Annotated in this window: 4 protein-coding genes; all 4 read left to right on the top strand. The window is 77.1% G+C overall.

The genetic code is table 11. The features are described from left to right. From OH807_RS35795 to OH807_RS35810, 4 genes are read left to right on the top strand one after another with little or no spacing between them, the layout of a single operon-like run. The gene (locus OH807_RS35795) at positions 1–840 is read left to right on the top strand and encodes an alpha/beta fold hydrolase (RefSeq protein ID WP_406207900.1); all 840 of its coding nucleotides are present in this window, start codon (positions 1–3) and stop codon (positions 838–840) included. After that, positions 837–22,724 carry an SDR family NAD(P)-dependent oxidoreductase gene (locus OH807_RS35800; RefSeq protein ID WP_406207902.1) on the top strand — a complete coding sequence of 7,296 codons (21,888 nt, stop codon included), beginning with the start codon at positions 837–839 and terminating at the stop codon, positions 22,722–22,724. Before OH807_RS35795 ends, OH807_RS35800 begins: the two co-directional genes overlap by 4 nt. Next, entirely contained in the window at positions 22,721–23,620 is a 900-nt protein-coding gene (locus tag OH807_RS35805; RefSeq protein WP_406207904.1) for an LnmK family bifunctional acyltransferase/decarboxylase, read from the top strand. Before OH807_RS35800 ends, OH807_RS35805 begins: the two co-directional genes overlap by 4 nt. Further along, entirely contained in the window at positions 23,617–23,877 is a 261-nt protein-coding gene (locus OH807_RS35810; protein ID WP_406207907.1) for an acyl carrier protein, read from the top strand. Before OH807_RS35805 ends, OH807_RS35810 begins: the two co-directional genes overlap by 4 nt.

A 23,877-nucleotide genomic window follows, 5' to 3' on the forward strand; every position in this document is an offset into this window, starting at 1 on the left:
ATGGACACCATCCCCCGCGCCGGTGCGACGCTGCGCGGGTACTCCGCCGGGACACCGGGCAGCCCCGCCGTCGTGCTCGCCTCCGCGTGCGGGATGCCGGCCGGGCTGTGCGAGCCGTGGATGCGGGAGCTGGCCCGGGACCACCATGTGGTCACCTGGGAGACGCGGGGGCTCTTCGGCGACCTGGGCGACGGGGCCGGCTTCGACGCCCTGCCGACCGACGTCGACGCCCAGGCCGCCGACCTGCTGGCCGTCATGGACCACTACGGACTCCCCTCCGCCCACCTGATGGGCCTGTGCGGCGGCGCCGTGATCGCGCTGCGGGCCGCGTCCGGCCGGCCCGGGCGGTTCGGCTCGCTGAGCCTCTGGCACGGCGACTGGTCCGGCAGCCCCGGCCCGGTGACGGACCACCAGGACAACCTCCGGGCCCTGCTCGGGATGGCCGTCCAGGGGCGCGAGGACGCCGCCATGATCAACTCCGCCCTGGCGGAGAGCACCCGGGCCGGCCTGCCCGCCGAGATCGCCGACCTGGTCTTCCACCCCTACACCACCGACGAACTGTTCTACCGCTACAGCGCCCTCACCCTCCCCACCATGACCGAGGACAGCACGCCCGCACTCGCCGCCCTCCGCACGATGCCCGCCCTCGTGGTGACCAGCGAGGACGACCGCACCGCCCACCCGGACGGCTCGCACCTGGTCGCCGCCGCCCTGCCCGGCGCGGTGCTGCGGGTCGAACCGACCGGGGACCACCTCTCCGTCTTCGGGGCCGGCCCCCGGCTCCGGCGGATCCTGGCGGACTTCCTGGCCGGGACGGCCCCGCTCACCCCGCAGGTGTGACACCCGCCCAGCAGCGCCCGTACGAGGGGGACGACGGCATGGCCCAGCACGACGGAACGGCCCGGCACGCGCACGAGATCGACTGCCGGATCCGGCTGACGCACGACGACTTCATCACGGCCAACCACGTGGTCCACGGCGTCAGCGTCATGCCCGGCGTCACCTTCCTGGACCTCGTCTACCGGGTCCTGATCGCCCGGGGGGAGGACCACCGCCGGCTCGCCCTGCGCGACGTCCTGTTCTCCGAGCCGGTCGTCACCCGGGAGGGCCGCGAGCGCGAACTGCGGGTCACCGTCACGGCCGGCGGCGAACCGGCCCGGCGCGTCCGGGTGGACAGCCGGTGGGTGGTCGACGGCGCGCCCCGCGGCCCCTGGCGCGAACACGCCCGGGCCGAACTCGTCGACACCGAAGAGCCGTTGCCGCCGCCGCTGGACCTCGACCGGCTGCGCGCGGAGGCCGTCCGCCGGGACGACATGGACCTGCTCTACTCCCGCACCCGGCGCGAGGGCATCCGGCACGGCGGCCCGATGACCTGCCGCGGCGTCCTGCACCGGGGCGAGCCCGGGCTGCTCGCCTCGCTCCGGCTGGACGACTCCGGGCGGGCGGGTGAGCCGGGCTTCCACCTGCACCCGGGGAAGGCCGACGCCTCCACGCTGGCCGCGTTCGGCCAGAACGAGGACGTCGGTGCCGAGCCGTTCATCCCCTTCCACATCGGCTGGTTCCGGGCGCCCGAGGCGGTCGGCGAGAGCTTCCACGTGCACGTCGCCCGGCCCGAACAGGCCTCCGCCTCCGGCGACCTGGTGCGCAACGACTACACCTTGCACGACGACCGGGGCCGGCTGCTGGCGGAGTTCCGGGACATGTCCTGCAAGCGGATCCGGCACCCCGAGCTGATCACCCGGCTGCTGGACGAGTCGGTGGTGGACGAGCCGGCGGTGGACGAGTCGGTGCTGGACGTGCCGTTGCTGGACGTGCCGGTGCCGGCGGAGACCGTACCGGGCGGGCTCGCTGAGGCGGCGGTGGCGGTGGCCGGGCCCGGGCCGCTCGCGGTGGCCACCGCCCGGCTGCGCGAGCTGGTCGGGGAGGCCCTCGGGCGGCCCGCCGCCGAGGTGCCGGCCGACACCGGCTTCTACGACCTGGGCCTCGACTCGGTGACGCTGCTGCGGATGGGGGAGCAACTGGAGCCGCTGGTCGGCGCCACGCTCTACCCGACCCTGCTCTTCGAGTACGGCTCCGTCGACGGCCTGGCCGGCCACCTCGCGGAGACCTATCCGGCCGCGCTGGCGGCGGCGGGGGCGTCGGCCGGTTCGGCCGTGCCTGCTGCGTCTGCTGTGCCTGAGGTGCCTGGTGCGCCTTCTGTGCCTCTTGCGCCCGAGGTGCCCGAGGTGCCCGAGGTGCCCGCGCGGTCCGCGTTGCCCGACGCGCTCGCCGACGACGGGCGTGCCGTCGCCGTCTGCCGCGTCGAGGAGTGGACGGACGCGCCGTGGCCGCCGGCCGCACCGGCGGGCGACCTCGTCGTCCTGGGCGCGTCCGACGGCCTGGTGGCGGACCTGCGCGCCGACGGGCGGCGCGTGGTCGCCGTCGGACGCGGCCACGGGGAGCGCCCCGCGGGCGGGGACGACATCCGGCTCGACCTCGCCGATCCGGAGCAGGTCGCCGGGCTGCTCCGTGACCTCGCCGCGGACGGCCCCGCCCCGGCCGGGTACCTGCTCTGCCCGGCCGAGGACGCGGGCCCGGCGGGCGACGCCGCGGCCGCCGAACTCTGGACGCTGGCCGCGGCGCTGGTCCACCGCCGCCCGACCGGGACCGTCCCGGTCCTGGTGGTGGCGGCCGGCCCCCGGCGACCGGAGCACACCGCGCTGGGGGCGCTCGCTGCCACCATCAGCGCCGAAGTGCCTTCGGTGCCCTGCCGGTTGGTGGAGAGCGACCGGCCGCGGGCGGCCCGCCTGCTCGCGGAGCTGGCCGACCTCGCCCGGCCCGCCGCCGGAGCCTCGCAGGCGGCCGGTGGCGCTTCGGCCGCCGCGGACGGGCACCACGTGCGTCACCGGGCCGACCGCCGGCAGCTGCGGCGCTGGGCCGAGGCGGCCCCCGGCCCGGACGCCCCCGGCCCGGACGCCCCCGGCCCGGACGCCACCGGCTTCGCCGACGACGGGGTGTACCTGGTGACCGGCGGCGCCGGCGGTCTCGCGGGCCTGCTCGCCGACCCCCTGGTGACGCGTCACCGCGCCCGGCTGATGCTGGTCGGCCGCCGGCCCGCGGACGCCGCGCTGGAGCGCCGGACGGCGGCCTGGCGGGCCCTCGGCGGCGACGTCCGCCACACCGTGGCCGACGTGTCCACCCGGGCGGGCGCCGAGGCGGCCGCCGCCGCCACCCGGGCCGCGTTCGGCCGGATCGACGGCGTCCTGCACTGCGCGGGCACCGTCGGCGACGGCCTCTTCTTCCGCCGCGACGCCGCCGACCTGCGGACCGTCGGCGCCGCCAAGATCGACGGCACCCGCCACCTGGACGCGGCCACCGCCGGGGACGACCTGCGGCTGTTCGTCCTGTTCTCCTCGCTCTCGGCGGTGCTCGCCAACCCGGGCCAGGCGGACTACGCCTACGCCAACGCCTTCCAGCTGGAGTACGCCCGGCACCGCGCCGCCGAACGGCCGGGCCGCACCCTCGCGGTGGCCTGGCCGCTCTGGGCCGACGGCGGGATGCGCCCCGACGAGGCCGCGGTACGCCGCTCCGGCACGCGGACCGGCATGCTGCCGCTGCCCACCGCCACCGGGATCGGGCTGCTGGCCCGCGCCACCGCCGGCGACCGCCCGGCCCTCGCCGTGCTGTACGGCGACCCGGACCGGGTGCCGGCGCTCCTGCCGGCGCCCGCCCGGCCCGCCGCCGCGCCCGTCGCGGAAGCCGCCGTTGCACCCGCCGCCGCGCCCGTCGCCGGGCCGGCCGGGGCCGGGTACAGCGACGGGGACGGGGACGCGGGAGCCGTCGCCGTGATCGGGCTGGCCGGCCGCTACCCCGGCGCCCCCGACCTCGACACCTTCTGGGCCAACCTGGCCGGCGGGGTCGACAGCATCGTCGAGGTGCCCGCCGACCGGTGGGACCACGACGCCCTGTTCTCCCCGGACCGCAACGCCGAGGCCCGCACCTACAGCCGGTGGGGCGGCTTCCTCGACGGCGTGGACGGCTTCGCCCCGGCCTTCTTCGGCATCTCCCGCAAGGACGCCGAGCGGATGGACCCGCAGGAGCGGCTCTTCCTCACCACGAGCTGGCACGCCTTCGAGAACGCCGGCTACCGCCCGCGCACCGCGGCCACCCGTGACACCGGCGTCTTCGTCGGCGTGATGTGGAACCACTACCAGCTGTTCGCCGAGGAGGCCGGGGGCGTCGCCCCGACCGCCATGCACGCCTCGGTCGCCAACCGGGTCTCCTACACGCTCGACCTGCACGGCCCGAGCATGGCCGTGGACACCGCCTGCTCCTCGTCGCTGACCGCGCTCCACCTGGCCTGCGAGAGCATCCGGCGCGGCGAGTGCGAACTGGCGCTGGCCGGCGGCGTCAACGTGTCGATCCACCCGCAGAAGTACCTCCAGCTCGCCCAGGGCCAGTTCCTCTCCGACGACGGGCGGTGCCGCAGCTTCGGCGCGGACGGCACCGGCTACGTGCCCGGTGAGGGCGTCGGCGCGGTGCTGCTCAAGCCGCTCGCCCGGGCCCGGGCCGACGGCGACCACATCCACGGCGTCATCCGGGCCACCGTGCTCAACCACACCGGCCGGACCAGCGGCTTCACCGTGCCGAGCCCGGCGGCGCAGGGCGGGCTCGTCCGGACGGCCCTCGACCGGGCGGGCTGGGCAGCGGGATCCGTCGACTGCGTCGAGGCCCACGGCACCGGCACCTCGCTCGGCGACCCGATCGAGGTGGAGGGCCTGCGCAAGGCCTTCGCGGCCGACGGCCTGCCGGCGGGCTCGGTCGCGCTGGGCTCCGTCAAGTCCAACATCGGGCACCTGGAGAGCGCCGCCGGCATCGCCGGGCTGACCAAGGTGCTGCTCCAGCTCGCCCACGGCGAGCACGTCCCGTCCCTGCACTCGGCCCGGACCAATCCGCACATCGACCTCACCGGCTCCCCGTTCCGGGTCCAGCAGGACCGCCGCCCGTGGCCCGCCGTCGACGGCCGGCCGCGCCGGGCGGGCGTCAGCGCCTTCGGCGCCGGCGGTGCCAACGCCCACGTCCTCGTCGAGGAGGAGACCCCCGCCGTGCAGCGCCCGAACGACCCGGCCTCCGCCAGCCTGTTCGTGCTCTCCGCCCGTACGGGGCCGGAGCTGCGCGCCTACGCCGAACGCCACCTGGAGGCCCTGGACGCCCTGGAGGCCGCCGACGGCCGGCCGGCCGGCTGGTTCGCCGAGCGGGCGGCCGAGGTGCTCGGGATCCCGGCCGCGGCGGTCGGGCCCGACGAGCCGCTCGCCGACCTCGGGTTCGACGTCCACGGCCTGCGGCAGCTGGGCGAGGCCACCGGCACCCGGCCGGGCCCCGACAGCACGGTGGCCGGCCTGGCCGCCGCTGCCGGGCCCGGCAGCGGGCCCGCGGATCCCTACCTGGTGGCGGACCTCGCCCACACCTCGCAGGTCGGCCGGACGCCGATGGCGCACCGCCTCGCCGTGGTCGCCGACGACCTCACCGGTCTGCGGGCGGCGCTGCGGCGCTTCGCCGACGGCGGGCCGGCCGGCGCGGGCGGCCACTGGGGCGGCACCGGGGCACCGGCCGAGCCGGACCCGGTCGCCGCGTACCGGTCCGGGCGGCTCGACGCCGTCGCGGCGCACTGGGCCGCGGGCGGGGACGTCGACTGGGCGGCCTGCCGTGCGGGCGGGCCGGCCCTGCGCCGCCGTCCGATGCCGGGTTATCCGTTCCAGGAGGAGGCCTCCTGGGTGGGCCGCTGGAAGAGCCCGGAGCGGGCGGAGCGCCCGGCGCGTCCGGAGCCGCTGCCGGTCGTCGTGCCCGTCGTGCCCGTTGCGCCGGCCAGACCGGCCGAACCAGCTGCCCCGGCAGTGGAGTTCGCGCCGGTCGACGGCGAGGAGGTCGAGTTCCGGCTGCTGGAGCCCGGGATCGCGCTGCTCGTGATGCGCGAGCGCGGCGGCAGCAACATGTTCACCCCCGGGCTGATGCGCGGTCTGGAGGACGCCTTCGCCCGGATCGAGAAGGACGACGCCGTCCGGGCCGTGGTGCTGACCGGGACGGAGACCGTGTTCAGCATGGGCGCCACCCCGGAGGGCCTGGAGACCCTGGCGGGCGGCGGCAGCCGGTTCACCGACGTCCCGTTCGTCTACGAGGGCCTGCTGCGCTGCACCCGCCCGGTGGTCTCCGCACTGCGCGGGCACGCCTCCGGCGGCGGCTTCGCCTTCGGCCTCCACGCCGACCTGGTCGTGCTGGCCCGGGAGAGCGTCTACAGCGCCAACTTCCTCACCTACGGATTCACCCCGGGCATGGGGGCGACGCACGTCCTCGGGGAGCGGCTGGGCCGGCTGCTGGCCACCGAACTCATGTACACGGGGCGGCCGTTTCGCGGTGAGGAGCTGGAACGGCGCGGTGCCAACGTGGCCTTCGCGGACCGCTCCGAGGTGCTCGCCACGGCCCTCGGACTGGCGCGCTCGATCGCGGAGAAGCCCGCCGAGGCCGTCCGGGTGCTCAAGCAGGACCTCGCCGACCGGGAGCTGGCCCGGCTCGGGCCGGTGATCGACCGCGAATCGGCGATGCACGACCGGGTGTTCGGCTCGGACTCGGTGGGCCGGATCCAGGAGTACTTCGCCAAGGTGGACGGCTTCCGGGCCGGTGCGCCCGTCCCGGCGCCGCCGGTGCAGCCGCTGCCGGTGCCGGTGCAGCCGGCTACGCCGGTGCCGGTGGCCGCGGCCGTGCCGGTGCCCGCTCCGCCGGCGCTGCCTCTTCCGCCGGTGCCGCACGTCACGCCGGCGCCGCCCGTCGTCGCTGCGCCCCGCGGGGCGGACGCCGCGCGGATCACCGCCGTGGTGCAGGAAGTACTCGGCGAGACGCTCTACCTGACGCCGGAGGAGATCGACCCCGCGTCCACCTTCAGTGAGCTGGGGCTCGACTCGATCGGCGCCGTCGAGCTGGTCCGCGCGGTCAACTCCGCCTTCGGCCTGGACATCGACTCGGTGGCGGTCTACGACCACCCGACCCTGCCCCGGCTGACGGCGTACGTGGGCGAGGTGATCGAGCGTGACCTGAGCCTGCTGGCGGCCGCCACCGCCGCCCAGCCGGCCCCCGCGCCCGCTCCTGTGGCGCCCGCCGCCGTGGCCCCGGCACCGGCGGCACCCGCACCGGCACCGGCACCGGCACCCGCTCACGCGGCCGCCGTCGCGGAGCCCGTCGCCGCCCCCGCACCGCGCACCGGGCAGGTGGCCCTGGCCCCGCTCACCGCCGCACCCGTCCGTCCGGCCGCCGCCGCGCCGCGACCCGTCGTGCTGACCGCGCCCGTCGCGGAGCCACCGCCGGCCGCCCCTGTCGCCGATCCCGCCGACCTCACCGCCCCTGTCGCCGATCCCGCCGACCTCACCGCCCCTGTCGCCGATCCCGCCGACCTCACCGCCGCCGTCGCCGATCCCGCCGACCTCATCGCCGCCGACCGTACGGCCGCCGACCGCACGGCCCTCGACCGCACCGCCGCCGACATCGCTGTGATCGGCATGGCCGGCCGCTTCCCCGACGCACCCGACCTCGACACCTTCTGGCAGAACCTGGCCGACGGCGTGGACAGCATCCGCGAAGTCCCGCCCGGGCGCTGGGACGTCTCCGAGCACTACGACCCCGACCGCCGCGTCCCCGACCGGACGTACAGCAAGTGGGCTGCCCTGTTGGACGGCATCGACCGCTTCGACCCGACCTTCTTCCGGATGTCGCCGCTGGAGGCGGCGGCGATGGACCCGCAGCAGCGGCTCTTCCTGCAGACCGCCTGGGAGAGCCTGGAGGACGCCGGCCACGCGCTGGAGACGCCCTCGAAGCGGCGTTGGGGCGTCTTCGTCGGCTGCGCCACCGGCGAGTACGCCGACCTGCTGCGGGCCGAGGGCGGGAGCGAGACGGCGCACACCTTCCTCGGCAACTCCGCCTCGGTGCTGGCCGCGCGGATCGCCTACCACCTCGACCTCACCGGCCCGACGATGGCGGTCGACACGGCCTGCTCCTCCTCCCTGGTGGCCGTGCACCTGGCCTGCGAGAGCATCCGCTCCGGGGAGTGCGAGGCCGCCGTCGCGGGCGGTGTGGCGCTGATGCTGACCCCGCGGATGCACATCCAGACCAGCCGGACCGGCATGCTCTCGCCGACCGGCCGCAGCGCGCCGTTCGACGCCTCGGCCGACGGGATCGTGCTCGGCGAGGGCGTCGGCGCGGTGGTACTCAAGCGGCTGGACCGGGCGGTGGCGGACGGCGACCCGATCCACGGCGTCATCCGGGGGAGCGGCGTCAACGGCGACGGCCGGACCAACGGGCTCACCGCACCGAGTGCGACCGGACAGGCCGAGCTGATCGACCGGGTGCAGCGCCGGGCCGGTCTCCGGCCGCAGGACGTCACCTACGTCGAGGCGCACGGCACCGGGACGCCGCTCGGCGACCCGATCGAGATCCGGGCCCTGGACCAGGTGTTCGGCCGCGACGCGGTGGACGGCGGCTCCTGCGGCCTCGGCTCGGTCAAGGGCAACATCGGCCACACCACCATGTCGGCGGGCATCGCCGGCCTGCTCAAGGTGCTGCTCGCGCTGCGGCACCGCCGGATCCCGCCGACCGTCAACTACACGACGGCCAACCCCGAGATCGACTTCGGCCGCAGCCGCCTGCGGCCGGTCACCGCACTCGAACCCTGGACGCCGGGCGCCTCGGGCGAGCTGGTCGGCGCCGTCAGCAGCTTCGGGTTCAGCGGCACCAACGCCCACCTGCTGGTCGCCGAGGCGCCGCGCCGCCGGGAGAGCGGGGCCACGGGCGCGGCCGTCCTGGTGCCCGTCTCCGCCCGCAGCGAGGACGCCCTGCTCCGCACCATGACCGCCCTGGCGGACCGCCTGGAGACCGCCTCGGCGGCCGGCCCGGTCGCACCGGCCGACGTCGCCCGCACGCTCGGCGCGGGGCGCGTCCACCACGCCGTCCGGGCGGCCTTCGTGACCACCGGCACCACCGACCTGGTGGCGCAGCTGCGGGCCGCGGCCGCCGGTGCGCCGCGCCGGCCGGGCTCGGGCGAGCCGGAGCGGACGGCCCGGCACTACCTCGCGGGCGGGGACGTCGACTGGTCCGGGCCGGACCGGCCGGCCGCCGGCCGCCGGATCTCGCTCCCCGGGCACCGGTTCGACGACCGGCCGTACGGGATCGCCACGGCCACCACCCACCGGGCCCCGGGCACCCCGACGCCGGCCGCCGCCCTGGCCGACGCCCCGGCCGACGCGCCGGCCCCCGCCGACTGGATCGCCGCCGACCACGTCGTCGCCGGGACGGCGCTGCTGCCTGGCGTCGCCGTGTTCGAACTCGCCGCCCGGGCCGCCGGCCTGACGGGCCCGCTGCGGTTCACGGGCATCCAGTGGCTGCGCCCCTTCCCGCTCGGCGGGCCGCGGACGCCGCTGCTGACCGTCGAGGCCGGCCGGTTCGAACTCTCCGCCGGGCCGGGCGAACCGGTCTGCGCCCGCGGCCGGGTGACCGCGGGGGTCGACGGGCCCGCGGAACTGCTCGACCCGGCCGCCGTCCGCGCGCGCTGCACCGGCCGCCGCTCCGGCGCCGAGCTCTACGCGGGCTTCGCGGCCGCCGGCATCGCCTACGGCCCCTCGTTCCGCGCGCTGGAGGAGGTCCGGCACGGCCCGGACGAGGCGCTCGGGGTGTTGACGGTGCCCCCGGCCCGGGCCGCCGAGCTCCCCGCCCGGCCGCTCCACCCGGTGCCGCTCGACGCCGCGTTGCAGGCCGTCGCCGCGCTGGCCGCCGCCGGTGACGGCGGGCCCCAGGTGCCGTTCGCCCTCGGCGGGCTGGAGGTGTTCGGGCCGGTGCCCGCCACCGGCTTCACCCACGTCCGGCGCGAGGGTGGCGGCTGGACGGTCCGGCTGGCCGACCCGGCCGGCCGGGTCGCGGTGCGCTTCACCGGCCTCGCCCTGCGCCCGGTCCGCCCGGCGCCGCAGGAGCCCCGGGCCGACCTGCCGGCCGGAACGGCGGCCGGCGGGCCCCTCGCCGGGCTGATCCACGTCCCGGCCTGGCGCGAGGCGCTGCCGCCCGCGACCGTCCGGCACCCGGGCGGCGCCGTGGTCCGGGTGCTGCACGGGCCCGGCACGGCCGCGCTGGCCGCCGCCCTGGTCGCCGCGCACCGGGCCGGGGGCGACCTCGCCGAGGCGGTGCCCGCGCTGCGGCCGGGCGACGCACCGGACGTGGTCTACCTGCTCGCCTGCGAACCCCACCGCGGCGGTGCCCCCGAACACGACCCGGCCGCCGCGGAGTTGCTGCGGACGATCCGCGCGATGAGCGCGGCCGGGGCCGGCCGCCCGGCGACCCTCAAGGTGGTGCTGGCCGGCGCGGTGGCCGCGGACGGCGGCCCGGTGCGCCCGCACGCCGCGGGCCTGCTCGGCATGGCCGGCTCCGCCGCCGCCGAGTACCCGGGCTGGACGGTCGGCTGCGTCGACGTCGGCACCGGGCGGTGGGACGCCGCCGAACTCGCCGGCCTGCTGCGCCGCGAGCCCGGCACCGACCGGGTGATCGCCCTGCGCGGCGGCCGCCGGCTGACCCGCACGGTCGTGCCCGCCTCGCTCCCCGCCCCCGCCACGCTCCCCGCCACCGGCCACCCCTACCGGGAGGGCGGCTCGTACCTGATCCTCGGCGGGGCGGGCGGCATCGGGCAGGAGCTCGCCCGTCACCTGGCCCGGACCGTCCGGGCCAAGGTCACGATCGTCGGCCGCCGGCCCGCCGGTGCCGAGGTCGAGGCGCTGCTCGCGGACCTCGCGCGGCTCGGCGGCCGGGGCCGCTACCTGCGCGCCGACGCCGCCGACCCGGCCGCCCTGCGCGGCGCCGTCCGCCGCGCCCGGGAGGAGTTCGGCGCCCTGCACGGGGCGTTCCACTCGGCGATGGTGCTCGGGGACCGCGCGCTCGCCCGGCTCGACGAGGCCGGGCTCGCCGAGGTGCTCGCGCCCAAGGTGGCCGGGGCGGTCGCGTTCGGCGAGGCGCTGGCCACCGAACGACCCGACTTCCTGGCCTTCTTCTCCTCGGCGGTCTCCTTCACCGGCTCGGCGGGCCAGGCCGGGTACGCGGCGGCGAGCACCTTCGAGGACGCCTACGCGGCGGAGCTGCGCCGCCGCTGCCGGTTCCCCGTGACGGTCGTCAACTGGGGCTTCTGGGGGAGCGTCGGCGCGGTCGCCGACGCGCGGTACACCGAGCGGCTGTCGGCGTTCGGCGTCGGCTCGCTCGCGCCCGCGGAGGGCATGGCCGCGCTCGACGCCCTGCTGCTCCACCGGGTGCCGCAGGCGCTGGTGGTGCGGGCCTCGGCCGAGGGGCTGGCCCGGCTCGGCGCCACCCCCGCGGCGGCCGCGTCCGCCGCCACCACCGGACCGGTCGGGCAGGAGGACGCGGTCGCCCGTGCCCGGGAGGCCTTCGCCGCCCTGGAGCGGTTCGCCCCGGCGCTGCTCGACCGCCGCCTCCGGCAGGAACTCGGCACCCTGGACGGCCCGGTGGAGCGGCTCGCCGCCCGGCTGGCCGTCCGCCCGGCCGGCCGGCGGCTCTTCGACGCCCTGCTGGACCTGCTCGTCTCGGCCGGCCGGCTCCACCGGACCGGCGACACCGTCTCCGCACCCGCCGAGCCCGCCGCGGAGCCCGACCCGGCCGCCCGCTACCCGGACCTCGCCCCGCACGTCGAGCTGCTGCGGCGCTGCGTCGACGCGGTGCCCGCCGTCCTGGACGGCAGCCGGGGCGCGACCGAGGTGCTGTTCCCCGGCGGCTCCGCCGACCTCGTCGAGCAGGTCTACCGGGGCCAGGCCTCCGCCGACCACTACCACCGGCTGCTCGCCGAGGAGGCCGTCGCGGCGGCCGTCGCGGCCCACCGCGCCACCGGCCGCCCGGTCCGCGTCGTCGAGATCGGCGCCGGCACCGGATCGAGCAGCGCCTTCGTGCTGCCCGCCCTGGCGGCCGCGGACGTCCCGGTGGACTACCGCTACACCGACGTCTCCACCGCCTTCCTCCGCCGGGGCCAGGACGCCTTCGGCGCGAGCCACCCGTTCGTCCGCTTCGAACCGCTGGACATCGAACGCGACCCGGCCGCCCAGGGCTTCGAACGCCACGGCGCCGACCTGGTGCTCGCCACCAACGTCCTGCACGCCACCGCCCGGATGGACCGCACCCTCGGCCACGTCCGCGGCCTGCTGCGCCCCGGCGGCCTGCTGCTGGTCAACGAAGTCACCCGCGCCGCACGCTTCCTCACCCTCACCTTCGGTCTCACCCCGGGCTGGTGGCGCTACGAGGACGCCGGGCTGCGGCTGCCCGGGGCCCCGCTGCTCGGCCCGGCCGCCTGGCGGGGCCTGCTGGCCGGCGGCGGCTTCGACCCGGTTCGGATCCGGGGCTTCGAGGGCACCGCCGCCGACGACCTGGAGCAGTGCCTCTTCGCGGCCACCGCCGGTGCGTCGGAGCCGGGGCCCGTCGCGGTCGCCGCACCCGTCGCCGTCGCGGTCGCCGCTCCGGCCACCATGCGGGCCACCGCCGCCGCCGACCCGGCGCCGGCCGGGGCCGGGGCGGCCGCCCGCGCCTACGTGCGCGGCGTCTTCGCCGAAGTGCTCCGCTTCGCCGAGGCCGACCTCGCGGACGGCGTGACCTTCGAGAACTACGGGGTGGACTCCCTGGTCAGCCTGGACATCCTGACCAGGCTGGAGCGCGACCTCGGCCCGCAGCCCGCCACCCTGCTCTTCGAGCACCTGACCATCGCGGACCTCGGGGAGCACCTCCTCCGGACCCACCCGGAGCAGCTCGCCGCCCTCCGCCAGGCACCCGAGCCCGCGCCCGTCGCGGCGCCCGTATCCGTACCCGTACCCGCCCCTGCCCCCGCCCCCGCTCCCCAACCCGCCCCCCGGGACGACGACATCGCCGTCGTGGCCGTGGCCGGGCGCTACCCCGGCGCGGCGGACCTGGACTCCTTCTGGCAGCTGCTGGCCGAGGGTGCCGGCGGCATCACCGAAGTCCCGGCGGACCGCTGGGACTGGCGCACCCACTTCGACCCGGAGAAGGGCCGCGCCCAGCGGACGTACAGCCGGTGGGGCGGGTTCCTCGACGGCATCGACCGGTTCGACCCGGCCTTCTTCGGCATCCTCCCGCGGGACGCCGCCGACATCGACCCGCAGGAGCGGCTCTTCCTGGAGACAGCCTGGGAGCTGCTCGACCGGGCCGGCCAGCTCGGCGAGAGCACCCGGGAGCACAGCACCGGCGTCTTCGTCGGCACCATGTACGGCTCCTACGGTCAGCTGGCGGCGACCGGCTGGGCCGAGGGCCGGATGGCCGGCGCGCACTCCGCCTACTGGTCGATCGCCAACCGGGTCTCCTACGTGCTGGACCTGCACGGGCCCAGCTTCGCCGTGGACTCGGCCTGCTCCTCCTCCCTGCTCGCCGTCCACCTGGCCTGCGAGAGCATCCGGCGCGGCGAGTGCCGGACGGCCATCGCGGGCGGGGTCAACCTGATTCTGCACCCCGCGCACCACGTCGCGCTGAGCGCGCTGAACATGCTCTCCGCCGACGAGCGCTGCAAGGTCTTCGACGCCGCCGCCGACGGCTTCGTGCCCGGCGAGGGGGTCGGCGCGGTGCTGCTCAAGCCGCTGCGGGAGGCCGTCGCGGACGGGGACCGGATCTGGGGGATCGTCAAGGCGGGCCTCGCCAACGCGGGCGGCAAGACCGCCGGCTACACCGTGCCCAATCCCAACGCGCAGGCCGCGCTGATCGCCGAGGCCGTTCGCCGGTCCGGCGTGGACCCGGACACCATCGGCTACGTCGAGGCGCACGGGACGGGGACGGAGCTGGGCGACCCGATCGAGCTGGCCGGCCTCGGCCGGGCGCTCGGCGCGGCCGGCGGGGACGCGGTGCGGTGCGCCGTCGGGTCAGTCAAGGCCAACATCGGCCACCTGGAGGGCGCCGCGGGCATCGCGGGCCTCACCAAGGTGCTGCTCCAGCTCCGGAACGGGCGGATCGCCCCGGTCGCCGGCCTCACCACCGTCAACCCGAAGATCACCCTCGACGCCGGGCGGTTCACCCTGCCGACCGCGCTGGAGCCGTGGCCGCGGGCGGGTGACGCCCCGCGCCGGGCCGGGATCAGCTCCTTCGGCGCGGGCGGTGCCAACGTGCACCTCGTGGTCGAGGAGTACCGCGACACCCGCGAGCGCCCCGAGCCGCGACCGGGCGAGCAGCTGTTCCTGCTCTCCGCCCGGACGCGCGACCAACTGCTCCGCTACGCCGGGTCGGTGGCCGACTTCCTGACCGGTCCGGGTGCGGTGGAGGCGTTGGACGCGATCTGCTTCACCAGCCAGGTCGGGCGCCGCGAGTTCCCCGAGCGGCTGGCCGTGCGGGCCGCCGACCACGCCGCGCTCGCCGCCCGGCTGGCCGCGGTGGCCGGCGGGACGGTGCCGGACGGCGTGCTGCTGGCGACGGCCGCGCCCCGGGCCGCCGAGCAGGCGGACGAGGACCCGGCGGTCCGCTGGGTGCACGGTGCGGCGGTCGACTGGCCGGCCCACTGGGCGCACCCGCACCCCGCCCGCGTCGACCTGCCCGGCTACCCGTTCGAGCGGCGCCGGTACTGGCTCACGACGGCCGCCGCCGTCGCCCCGGTCGGTGCCCCGGCGGTCGGCCCCGCCGAGCTCGCGACGCCGGCTGCCCCGCAACCGCTCGACCCGCCCTCGGCCGCCCCGGCGCCGGCGACCACCACCGTCTACCGGCGGCCGGCCTGGGAGGAGCGCCCGGCCGAGCCGGCCGGCGCCACCCCGCGGCTGCTCCTGGTGGTCACCACCGACACCGGGCTGGCCGCCGCCCTCGAACGGGCCACGGCCGGCACGGACACCCGGTGCGTGGTGATCCCGCCCGGCGCCGCGCCCTCCCTGCACCCCGACGCGGTGGTGCACACCGGGGACGTCCGCAGCCTCGTCGAGCTGGCCGCCGCCCTGCTGCGCGGACGCCCCGGCGCGGCACTCCGCGCGCTGCACACCCACACCGGCGCGCAGCCGGAGCAGATCGCGGTGACCGGCGCGGTCCGCACCCTCGCCCTCGAACACAGCGGCTTCGTCGGCTCCCGGGTCGAGTTCGGCCCCGAGCAGGACACCGACACCCGGGCTGCCCTGCTGCTGACCGAACTGCGCTGCGCCGAACCGGAGGTGCGCCACCGTGACGGCCGGCGGCTGGTGAAGCGGCTCGCCGATTTCATCCCGCCCGCGGCCGACCGGCTGCCGACCAGGCCGGGCGGCGGCTACCTGATCACCGGCGGGGCCGGTGCGCTGGGCCTGCACACCGCCGAGTTCCTGGCGGCCCACGGACCGGTCCGGCTGGTCCTGGCCGGGCGTACCGAGCCGGGCCCCGTGGCGGCGGCCCGGATCGCCGGGCTGAACCGTGGCGGCACCACCGCGGTGTTCCATCGTGCGGACATCACCCGCCCGGAGGACGTCCACCGGCTGGTCGCGGCGGCCGGCCCGCTGAGCGGCGTGGTGCACACCGCCGGGGTGACCAGGGACGCGCTGGCCGTGCGCAAGACCGGGGCCGGGATCGAGGAGGTGCTGGCCCCCAAGGTCACCGGCACCCGGCTGCTCGACGAGGCCACCGCCGGCCAGGACCTCGACTTCTTCCTGTTGTTCTCCTCCGTGGTCGGGGAGAGCGGCAACCCCGGTCAGGCGGACTACGCCGCCGCCAACGCCTTCCTGGACGCCTTCGCCGCCGAGCGGGAGGAGCGCCGGGCCCGCGGCGAGCGCCCCGGGCGGACGCTCTCGATCGGCTGGCCGCTCTGGGCGGACGGCGGCATGGCGGTGGACGACGCCACCCGCACCCTGCTCGCCCGGCGCTGGGGCATGGTCCCGATGCCGACGGCGGCGGCCCTGGACGTCCTGCGGCGCGGCCTGGCCGGTGCCGAGCCGTCCTTCCTGGTCGTCGAGACGCCGGCCGTAGAGCCCCAGGCCGTCGGGACGCCGGCCGTCGAGACACTGGCCGTCGAGGGCCTCGCTGTCGAGGCGCTCGCGACACCGTCGGCCGTGGCACCGCCGGCCCCGGCGCGGGCGGCCGCGCCGGCGTCGGCCCCGGGCGGGACGCCGGACCTGCCCGCCGTCCGGGCCCGGCTGCGCGGGATCGCCGCCGGCTTCCTGCTGGTCGACCCGGAGGAGGTCGGCCTCGACGACGACCTGATGGACACCGGCTTCGACTCCATCTCCCTGACCGAGCTGATCAACCAGGTCAATCTGGAGTACGACCTCGACCTGCTGCCGACGGTGCTCTTCGAATGCGCGACGCTGGGTTCCTTCGCCGACCACCTGGCCCGGGAGCACGGCCCGGCCCTGCCGTCCGTCCCGGCCGCGCCGTCCGAAGCCCAGGCCATCGACGAGGCCGCTACCGGGACCGCTACCGAGCCCGGGACCGTTACCGGGACCGTCACCGCGACCGAGCCCGGGACCGGGACCGTCACCGAACCCGGGGCTCCGCACCCGGTGCCCACCCGGGGCGGGGTGGCCGTGATCGGCCTGGCGGGCACCCTGCCCGGCGCCCCGGACCTCGCCGGGTTCTGGGCCCGCCTGGTGGCCGGTGACGACCTCGTCGGTCCGGCCCCGGCCGACCGGCTGGAGCTGCACGAGCACCCCGACACCGCCGGGCTGCGCGGCGGCTTCCTCACGGACGTGGCCGGCTTCGACGCCGAGCTGTTCCGGATCTCGCCCACCGAGGCGGCCCTGATGGACCCGCAGCAGCGACTGTTCCTGCAGACCGTCTGGCGGGCGGTCGAGGACAGCGGCTACCGGCCGGACTCCCTGGCCGGCAGCGCCACCGGCCTGTTCGTCGGCGTCTCCACCACCGACTATGCGGACCTGCTGCGGCTGCACGGCCGCCCGGTGCAGGCCCACACCGCGAGCGGCATCGCGCACTCGATCCTGGCCAACCGCGTCTCCCACGTGCTCGACCTGCGGGGGCCAAGCGAGGCGGTCGACACCGCCTGCTCCAGCTCGCTGGTCGCCCTGCACCGCGCCGTCCGGGCGCTGGAGGCCGGTGACTGCGAGCTGGCCGTGGCCGGCGGGGTGAACGCGCTGCTCAGCCCCGGCCTGTTCACCGCCTTCCAGCAGTCGGGGATGCTCAGCCCGAACGGCGCCTGCCGGACGTTCGACAAGGACGCCGACGGGTACGTCCGCGGCGAGGGCGTCGGCGCCGTCGTGCTCAAGCCGCTGGCCGCCGCCCTGGCCGACGGGGACCACGTCTACGCCGTGGTCCGCGGCACCGCCGTCAACCACGGCGGGCGCTCCACCTCGCTCACCGCACCCAACCCGCAGGCCCAGGCGGAGGTCCTGCTGCGGGCGCACCGGGAGGCGGGCACCGATCCCCGGACGGTGGGCGCCGTCGAACTGCACGGCACCGGCACCCGGTTGGGGGACCCTGTCGAGGCGGACGGGCTCAAGAAGGCCTTCGGCACCCTGTACGCCGAGCGGGGTCTGCCCGCCCCCGCCGAGCCGCACGTGGCACTGGGGTCGGTGAAGACCAACATCGGCCATCTGGAGGCCGCGGCCGGTGCGGCCGGGCTGCTCAAGATGCTGCTCGCGCTGCGCCACGAGGTGCTGCCGCCGAGCATCCACTACCGCGAGGCCAACCCGTACCTGCGGCTGGACGGCAGCCCCTTCTTCGTCAACGACCGGGCCCGGCCCTGGACCGGGGACCGCACGGCGGGCGTCAGCTCCTTCGGTTTCGGCGGCACCAACGCCCACGTCGTCCTCGCCTCGCACCGTCCGGCGCCGCCCGTCACCGAACCGGGCCGCCGTCTGCTGGTGCTCTCCGCCCGCAGCGCGGACGGGCTGCGCCGGTACGCGGCCGATCTGGCCGCCGCCCTGGAGACCGGCCCGGCACCCGATCTGGCCAGGGTGGCCCACACCCTCCAGGTCGGCCGGACGGCGTACCCGTACCGGGCGGCCCTGGTGGCCGGCTCGGTGGCGGAGGCGGTGCGGGGCCTCCGGGCGCTGGCGGCCGCCGAGGCCGGCGCGTCGGGGCCCGGCGCGTTCCTCGGGCAGGCCGGTCCGCAGGCGGCGCCGGCGCCGGCCGGTCCGGCCCCCGAGCAGCTCGCGGCCCACTGGGTCGCGGGTGGCGAGGTGGACTGGGCGGAGCTCTGGGCGGGCCGCGGGCCGGGGCGGACGCCGCTGCCCGGCGCACCGTTCGAGGGCCGGCCGTACTGGTTCGACGGCCGCACCCCCGCCGAGCGGCCTCCCGTCGACCAACCGCCCGCCGACCAGCCCTCCGACGACCAGATCCCGACCGACCAGATCCCGACCGACCAGATCCGTGCCGACGAGGACCGTGCCCGTGGGGGCAGGTCGAGGAAGGAGGCAGACGTGACCGAGGAGACCCGGCGGACCGCCGAGCGCGGTACCGCCCCGGAGCGCAGGCGGGGCCCCAGGATCACCCTGGCGCCGGTCGGCCGTACGCCGCTGCCGGCCCCCGCGGCGGGCCCGCCGGCCGGAGCCGTCACGGCCGACGCGCCGTCACGGGACCTGCCGGTCCCGGCGCTGCCGGTCCCCGAGCTGTGGGTCCGTGATGCGCAGGGCCCGGTCAGGGGCGGCGTCCCGGTGGACGAGGTGTCGGCCGTGATCACCGCCGAGGCGGCGGACATCCTCGGCCTGGAGCCGGAGGGGGTGGAGCCCGGGCAGCCGTTCGGCGATCTCGGTCTCGACTCCATCTTCCGGATGGACCTCGCCCGGCGCCTGAACGCGCGGTACGGGCTGGAGCTCCAGGCCGCGGAGCTCTACGAGTTCGACAGCGCCGGGCTGCTCGCCGGGCACATCGCGGGCCTGGTGACCGCCGGCCGGCCCGTTGCGGCCGCCGCCGCCCCGCCCGCCGCCCCGGCTCCGGCCCCTGCCGTGCTCCCGTCCCCTGTCGTGATCCCGGCCCCTGCCCCGGCCCCGGCCGCCGCCCCGGCTCCGGCTCCTGCCGTCCAGCAGGCCCCTGCCGCGCAGCCCGCGCCCGCCCAACCACCCGCCCCCGTGGGCGAGGCCGGGCCGGCGGCGCTGCTGGCCCGGCTGATCGAGCGGATCGCCGGCCGGCCGCTGGACCTCGGGCAGGACTTCACCGCGAACGGCCTCACCTCCTTCGACATGCTGCGCACGGTGAGCCTGCTGGAGCGGCACTTCGGCGCGCTGCGCAAGACGCTGCTCTTCGACCACCCCACCGTCCCCCGGCTGGCTGACCACCTGGTGACGGCCTACGGCGCGCGCGCCGGTGCGCTGCTGGCCGACGCGCTGGCCGCCGGTCCGGCGGCCGCGGCCGGGCCGGTGGTGCTGGCCGAGGCCGCGGCGGGCCCGGCTCCCGAGGGCGAGCAGCCGTTCGTCGTGCGCAAGAGCCGGCTGGCGGAGTTGCCCGAGATCGCCGGGCTGCTGGCCGCCATCGACCGGCTCCACGCCAAGGAGGGCGGGCTCGCCGGCCGGGACATCGCACCGCTGGCGTTCGTCGGCTCCACGCGCCGGGCTTACTTCAACTTCTCCCGCCGGGACGAGCACCTGTTCGCCTGGAGCTACGCCGGGTCGGAGGAGGACTTCGAACCGCTGGCGGCCGAATGGGTGGCCTACGCGGCCCGGTACGGCCTGCGGTCGAACTTCCTCTCCCTGCTGCCGCTGGAGCGGGCCGGCGGCGCCGCGCTGACGGCCACGCCGTTCGGCGCCGTCCAGCGGCTGGAGGACCTCGCCGGGTTCTCGCTCGCCGGGGGCCGGATGAGCAGGCTGCGCAACCTGGTGGCCAGGTTCGAGCGGTCCGGCCGGGTCACCACCGAGGAGTACGCGGTCGGTTCGGATCCGGCCGTGGACCGCGAGATCGTCGGCCTGATCGACCGCTGGGGCGGCGCGAAGCAGATGGTCAACCCGTACGTGGCCGTGGTCCGGGAGGAGCTGGGGCGCGGTCAGCTGGCCGAGCGGCACCGGATGTTCGTCACCCGGGTGAACGGGGTGCCGGCCAGTGCGGTGATCGTCACCCGGATCCCGTCCGAGCCGGGGTACCTGCTCGACCTGGAGTTCTACCCGGCCGACGCGCCCCGCGGCGGCCTGGAGTTCGCGATCGTCAGGATCCTCGACCGGCTGCGGGAGGAGGGCGTGGCGCTGTTCAGCTTCGGCGCCAGCTTCGGCGTCAAGCTGGGCGACTCCCCGAACGCCGAGCCGGAGGTCGAGGAGGGGCTCGCGGAGCTGCGGTCGGTCGGGGTGTTCGGGGAGGGCAACTTCCAGTTCAAGAACAAGTTCCGGCCGGTGAACCGGGCCATCTACCTCTGCCGGCCGGTCGACGGCACGCCGACGCCGGTCTCCGAGGTGATCCTGATGATCGCCAACCCGGACATCGCGGCGGACGCCCCCGGAATGGTCGCGCCCGGGGCGGCCGTGCCGGTCGCCGCCGCTGCCCCCGTCGCTGCCCCCGCCCCCCGGCCCCCGGCCGCAGTCGTCGCCGCACCCGCCGCACCCGTCGCGCGGCCCGTCACGGACCCGCCCGTCGCGGACCCGTTCGCCGCCGGGCGCACCGCCGAGCGGGACGCCCGGCTGGCCGAGGCCGGCTTCAACCCGCTCGCGCTGCCGCACGGCGCCGTCGACTTCGACCTGCTCACCGACTCGTGGGCGGAGCTGGACGACCCGGTGCTGACCGCCCGCACCCGGGCGCTCCAGGAGCGCGTCGAGCGGGACGGGGATCCGGCGGACTTCACCGCACCGGGCTGGCTGCCCTGCGAGTACGCGGTGCCCACCGCGTCCGGCCGGGCCGCCGAGGCCCTGCTCTGCCGGTCCTGGCCGGGGCCGCGCGGGACCGTCCTGCACAACGGCCTCTTCTTCACCTGGCTGCTGAGCCTCACCGACACCGGCTTCACGCCGGTGGAGCTCCCGTCCGACCGTCCGACCGCCCCCGCCGGCACGACCGCCCCCGCCGGCACGGCCGCCGCTGCCGGCAGCGGCTTCGCCGGGGACGTCGACCTCGCCCGGTTGCGCCAGGAGCTGGCCCGGCCCGGGCGGGACGTCGCCTTCGTCGCCGTCGAGCTGGCCGCCAACGCGGCCGGTGGCCGGCCGGTCTCGGTGGCCAACCTGCGGGCCGTCCGGGCCGAGGCACAGGCGCACGGCGTGCCACTGGTGCTCGATGCCACCCGGGTGCTGGAGAACGCCGAGTTCGTGGTCGCCCACGAGCCCGAGTGGCGGGGCGCCGACGTGTGGAAGGTGGTGGAGGAGCTGCTCGGCCTCGCCGGGGCCGTCACCCTCAGCCTCTCCAAGGACTTCGGCGTCGCCTCCGGCGGCGTGGTCGCCGCCCGGATGCCCGCCCTGGCGGACCGGCTGCGCGAGTCGGTCGCGCTGCGCGGTGCCGACGTCGGCCTCGCGGCCCGCCGGCTGCTGGCCCGGGCGCTGGCCGAGCAGCCGGAGGCGGCGGCGGAGGTCCGCGAGCGGATGGCCGCCGTCCGGGTGCTCGGGACGGCGCTGCGCGAGGCCGGCCTGCCGGTGGCGGAGCCGCTCGGCGGGCACTGCGTCCTGCTGGAGGTGACGCGGATGCCGCGCTTCGCCGCGCTGGCGCAGCCGGTGGAGTCCTGCCTGGCCTGGATCTACCGCGGCACCGGCGTGCGGGCCGCCCCGCACCTCGGTGACGCCCGGCGGATCCGGCTGGCCGTCCCGGTGGGCCTGGGGACGGCCCGGGCGGCGGTCGTGGCGGAGCGGCTGGTGGCGCTGTGGCGCTCGGACGGCCCCGTCCCGGACCTGCTGCCGGTGGGCGGGGAGCGCGCGGCGACGGCGCTGCCGAGGTTCCACCCGGCGGCGGGGCTGCCGACCGACATCGAGGGGGCGATGCGCGAGGGGCACCGGGCCAAGGACGACAACGGGGCCGTGCTGCGCGAGCACGCCCCGGTGGCCGAGCGGCTGCTGCTGGACCTGCCCGGCGGGCAGGTGGAGGTGTTCACCGCGGGCGCCGGCCCGGTGCTGCTGCTGATGACCCCGTTCAACATCGGGGCCGGCGTGTTCGCGCGTCAGTTCGCCGGGCTGGCCGACCGGTACCGGCTGGTCACCGTGCACCACCCCGGGGTGGGGGCGACCACCGTGGCCGGCGATCTCACCCTGGACGGGCTGGCCGCCCTCTACCGGACGGTGCTCGACCGGCTCCGGATCACCGGCGCGGTCCACGTCCTCGGGTCGTCGTTCGGCGGCCTGGTGGCCCAGAGCTTCGCGCTGCGCCACCCCGCGGACACCGCCTCGCTCACCCTGGTGGGCAGCTCGTACAAGGTGGGCAACCGCAACGGCGAGGTCAACCGGCTCTCCGTGGTGGCGGCCGAGGACTTCGACCGGATCGAGGCCCACCACGGGGAGCTGGACGGCGACCGGGCGGCGCTCCAGGAGCTGCTGCTGCGCTGCGAGAGCATGGACCCGCAGATCGGGCTCAGCTACCTGGACGTGTTCGCCGCGCAGCCCACGCTCTTCGCCCGGCTGCCGGAGATCGCCGCACCGACCCTGGTGCTCTGGGGGCGCCACGACACCGTCATCCCGCAGAAGGCCGTCCACCTGCTGCACGGGGCGATCCCCGACTCGCGTTTCGTCGAACTCCCGGACGCCGGCCACTTCCCCTGTCTGACCAACCCGGCCCGGGTGCACGAGCTGCTGCTGCCCTTCCTGTCCGCCCACGGGCCGGCCGCCGCCGCGGCGCCCGCCGGGGCGGCGTCCGCCCACGAGCCGGCCGGAGGCCCGCGATGAGTACCGTCAGGCGCACCGAACTGATCCGGCCGGGGATGTGCGGGCACAACTCGCTGTTCGCGGGCCAGATCGGGGACTGGACGTGGGACGCCGTCAGCGAGGTCTGCGGCACCGACGTGCTGAGAGCCAGGGACGCCACCGGGGCGCCCACCTACCTGTCCTTCTACTACTACCGGGTCCGCGGGAGCCGCCGCTTCCACCTGCGCACGCCCGCCTTCGGCGACCGGCTGCACATCACCTCGCGGCTGTTCGGCTTCGGCAGCGAGTCGGTGCTCACCCTGCACCGGATCGCGCGGACCCCCGAGGCCGCGGCCGCGCCGATCGAGCCGGAGGAGTTCTACGCCTTCGCCGATCCGGACTGCCTCTACGTGGAGAACTTCAACCGCTGGGTCGCCCGCGGCGCCGGCGGCACCAACGAGGGGCTGGTCCGTTCCTCGCCGCCGGACTTCGAGCACCGGCACCTGCCGGAGCTGCCGGAGAAGTTCTCGCCCCGGCACGCGTACGGCTTCGCCCGGCGGGCGCTGACCTTCCTCGACCACCGGGACGACCGGCGCGAGGCCGAGCTGGAGGTCGACTACGAGGTCGACCCCTCGCGGGACCTCAACGGCGCCGGCCTGCTCTACTTCGCCTCCTACTTCTCCATCGTGGACTGGGCCCTGCTGCGGTTCTGGCGCAGCCTGGGCCGGGACGACCGGTCGTTCCTGGACCGGGTGGTGACCGACCAGCAGCTCTGCTACCTCGGCAACGCGGACGCGGGCCGCCCGCTGACCGCCGGGCTGCGCCTGTGGCGCTGCTCGGACGGACAGGAGGCCGTCGACGTGGTGCTGCGCGACCGCGACACCGGCCGGCTGCTGGCCGTGTGCTCGCTCCGACTCGACACGGGAGTGACCGGATGAGCACGCCGACCGACGCGCGCGAGCGGATGGACGCCCTGGTGCGGGACGTCATCGGGCAGATCCTGCCCGGCCTGGCGCCGGCCGCGATCAGCGGCGACCAGCACCTGAAGGACCTCGGCGCCGACTCGGTCGACCGGGTGGAGATCATCCTCGGCCTGGTCGACCGGCTCGGGCTGGACGAGCCGATGTCCCGGTTCGCCGAACTGCCGGACGTCGACGCCCTGGTGGACTTCCTGCTGCGGGCCGGGAGGCGCTGA

It is taken from the genome of Kitasatospora sp. NBC_01560, from assembly GCF_045208415.1.
GTDB lineage: Bacteria > Actinomycetota > Actinomycetes > Streptomycetales > Streptomycetaceae > Kitasatospora.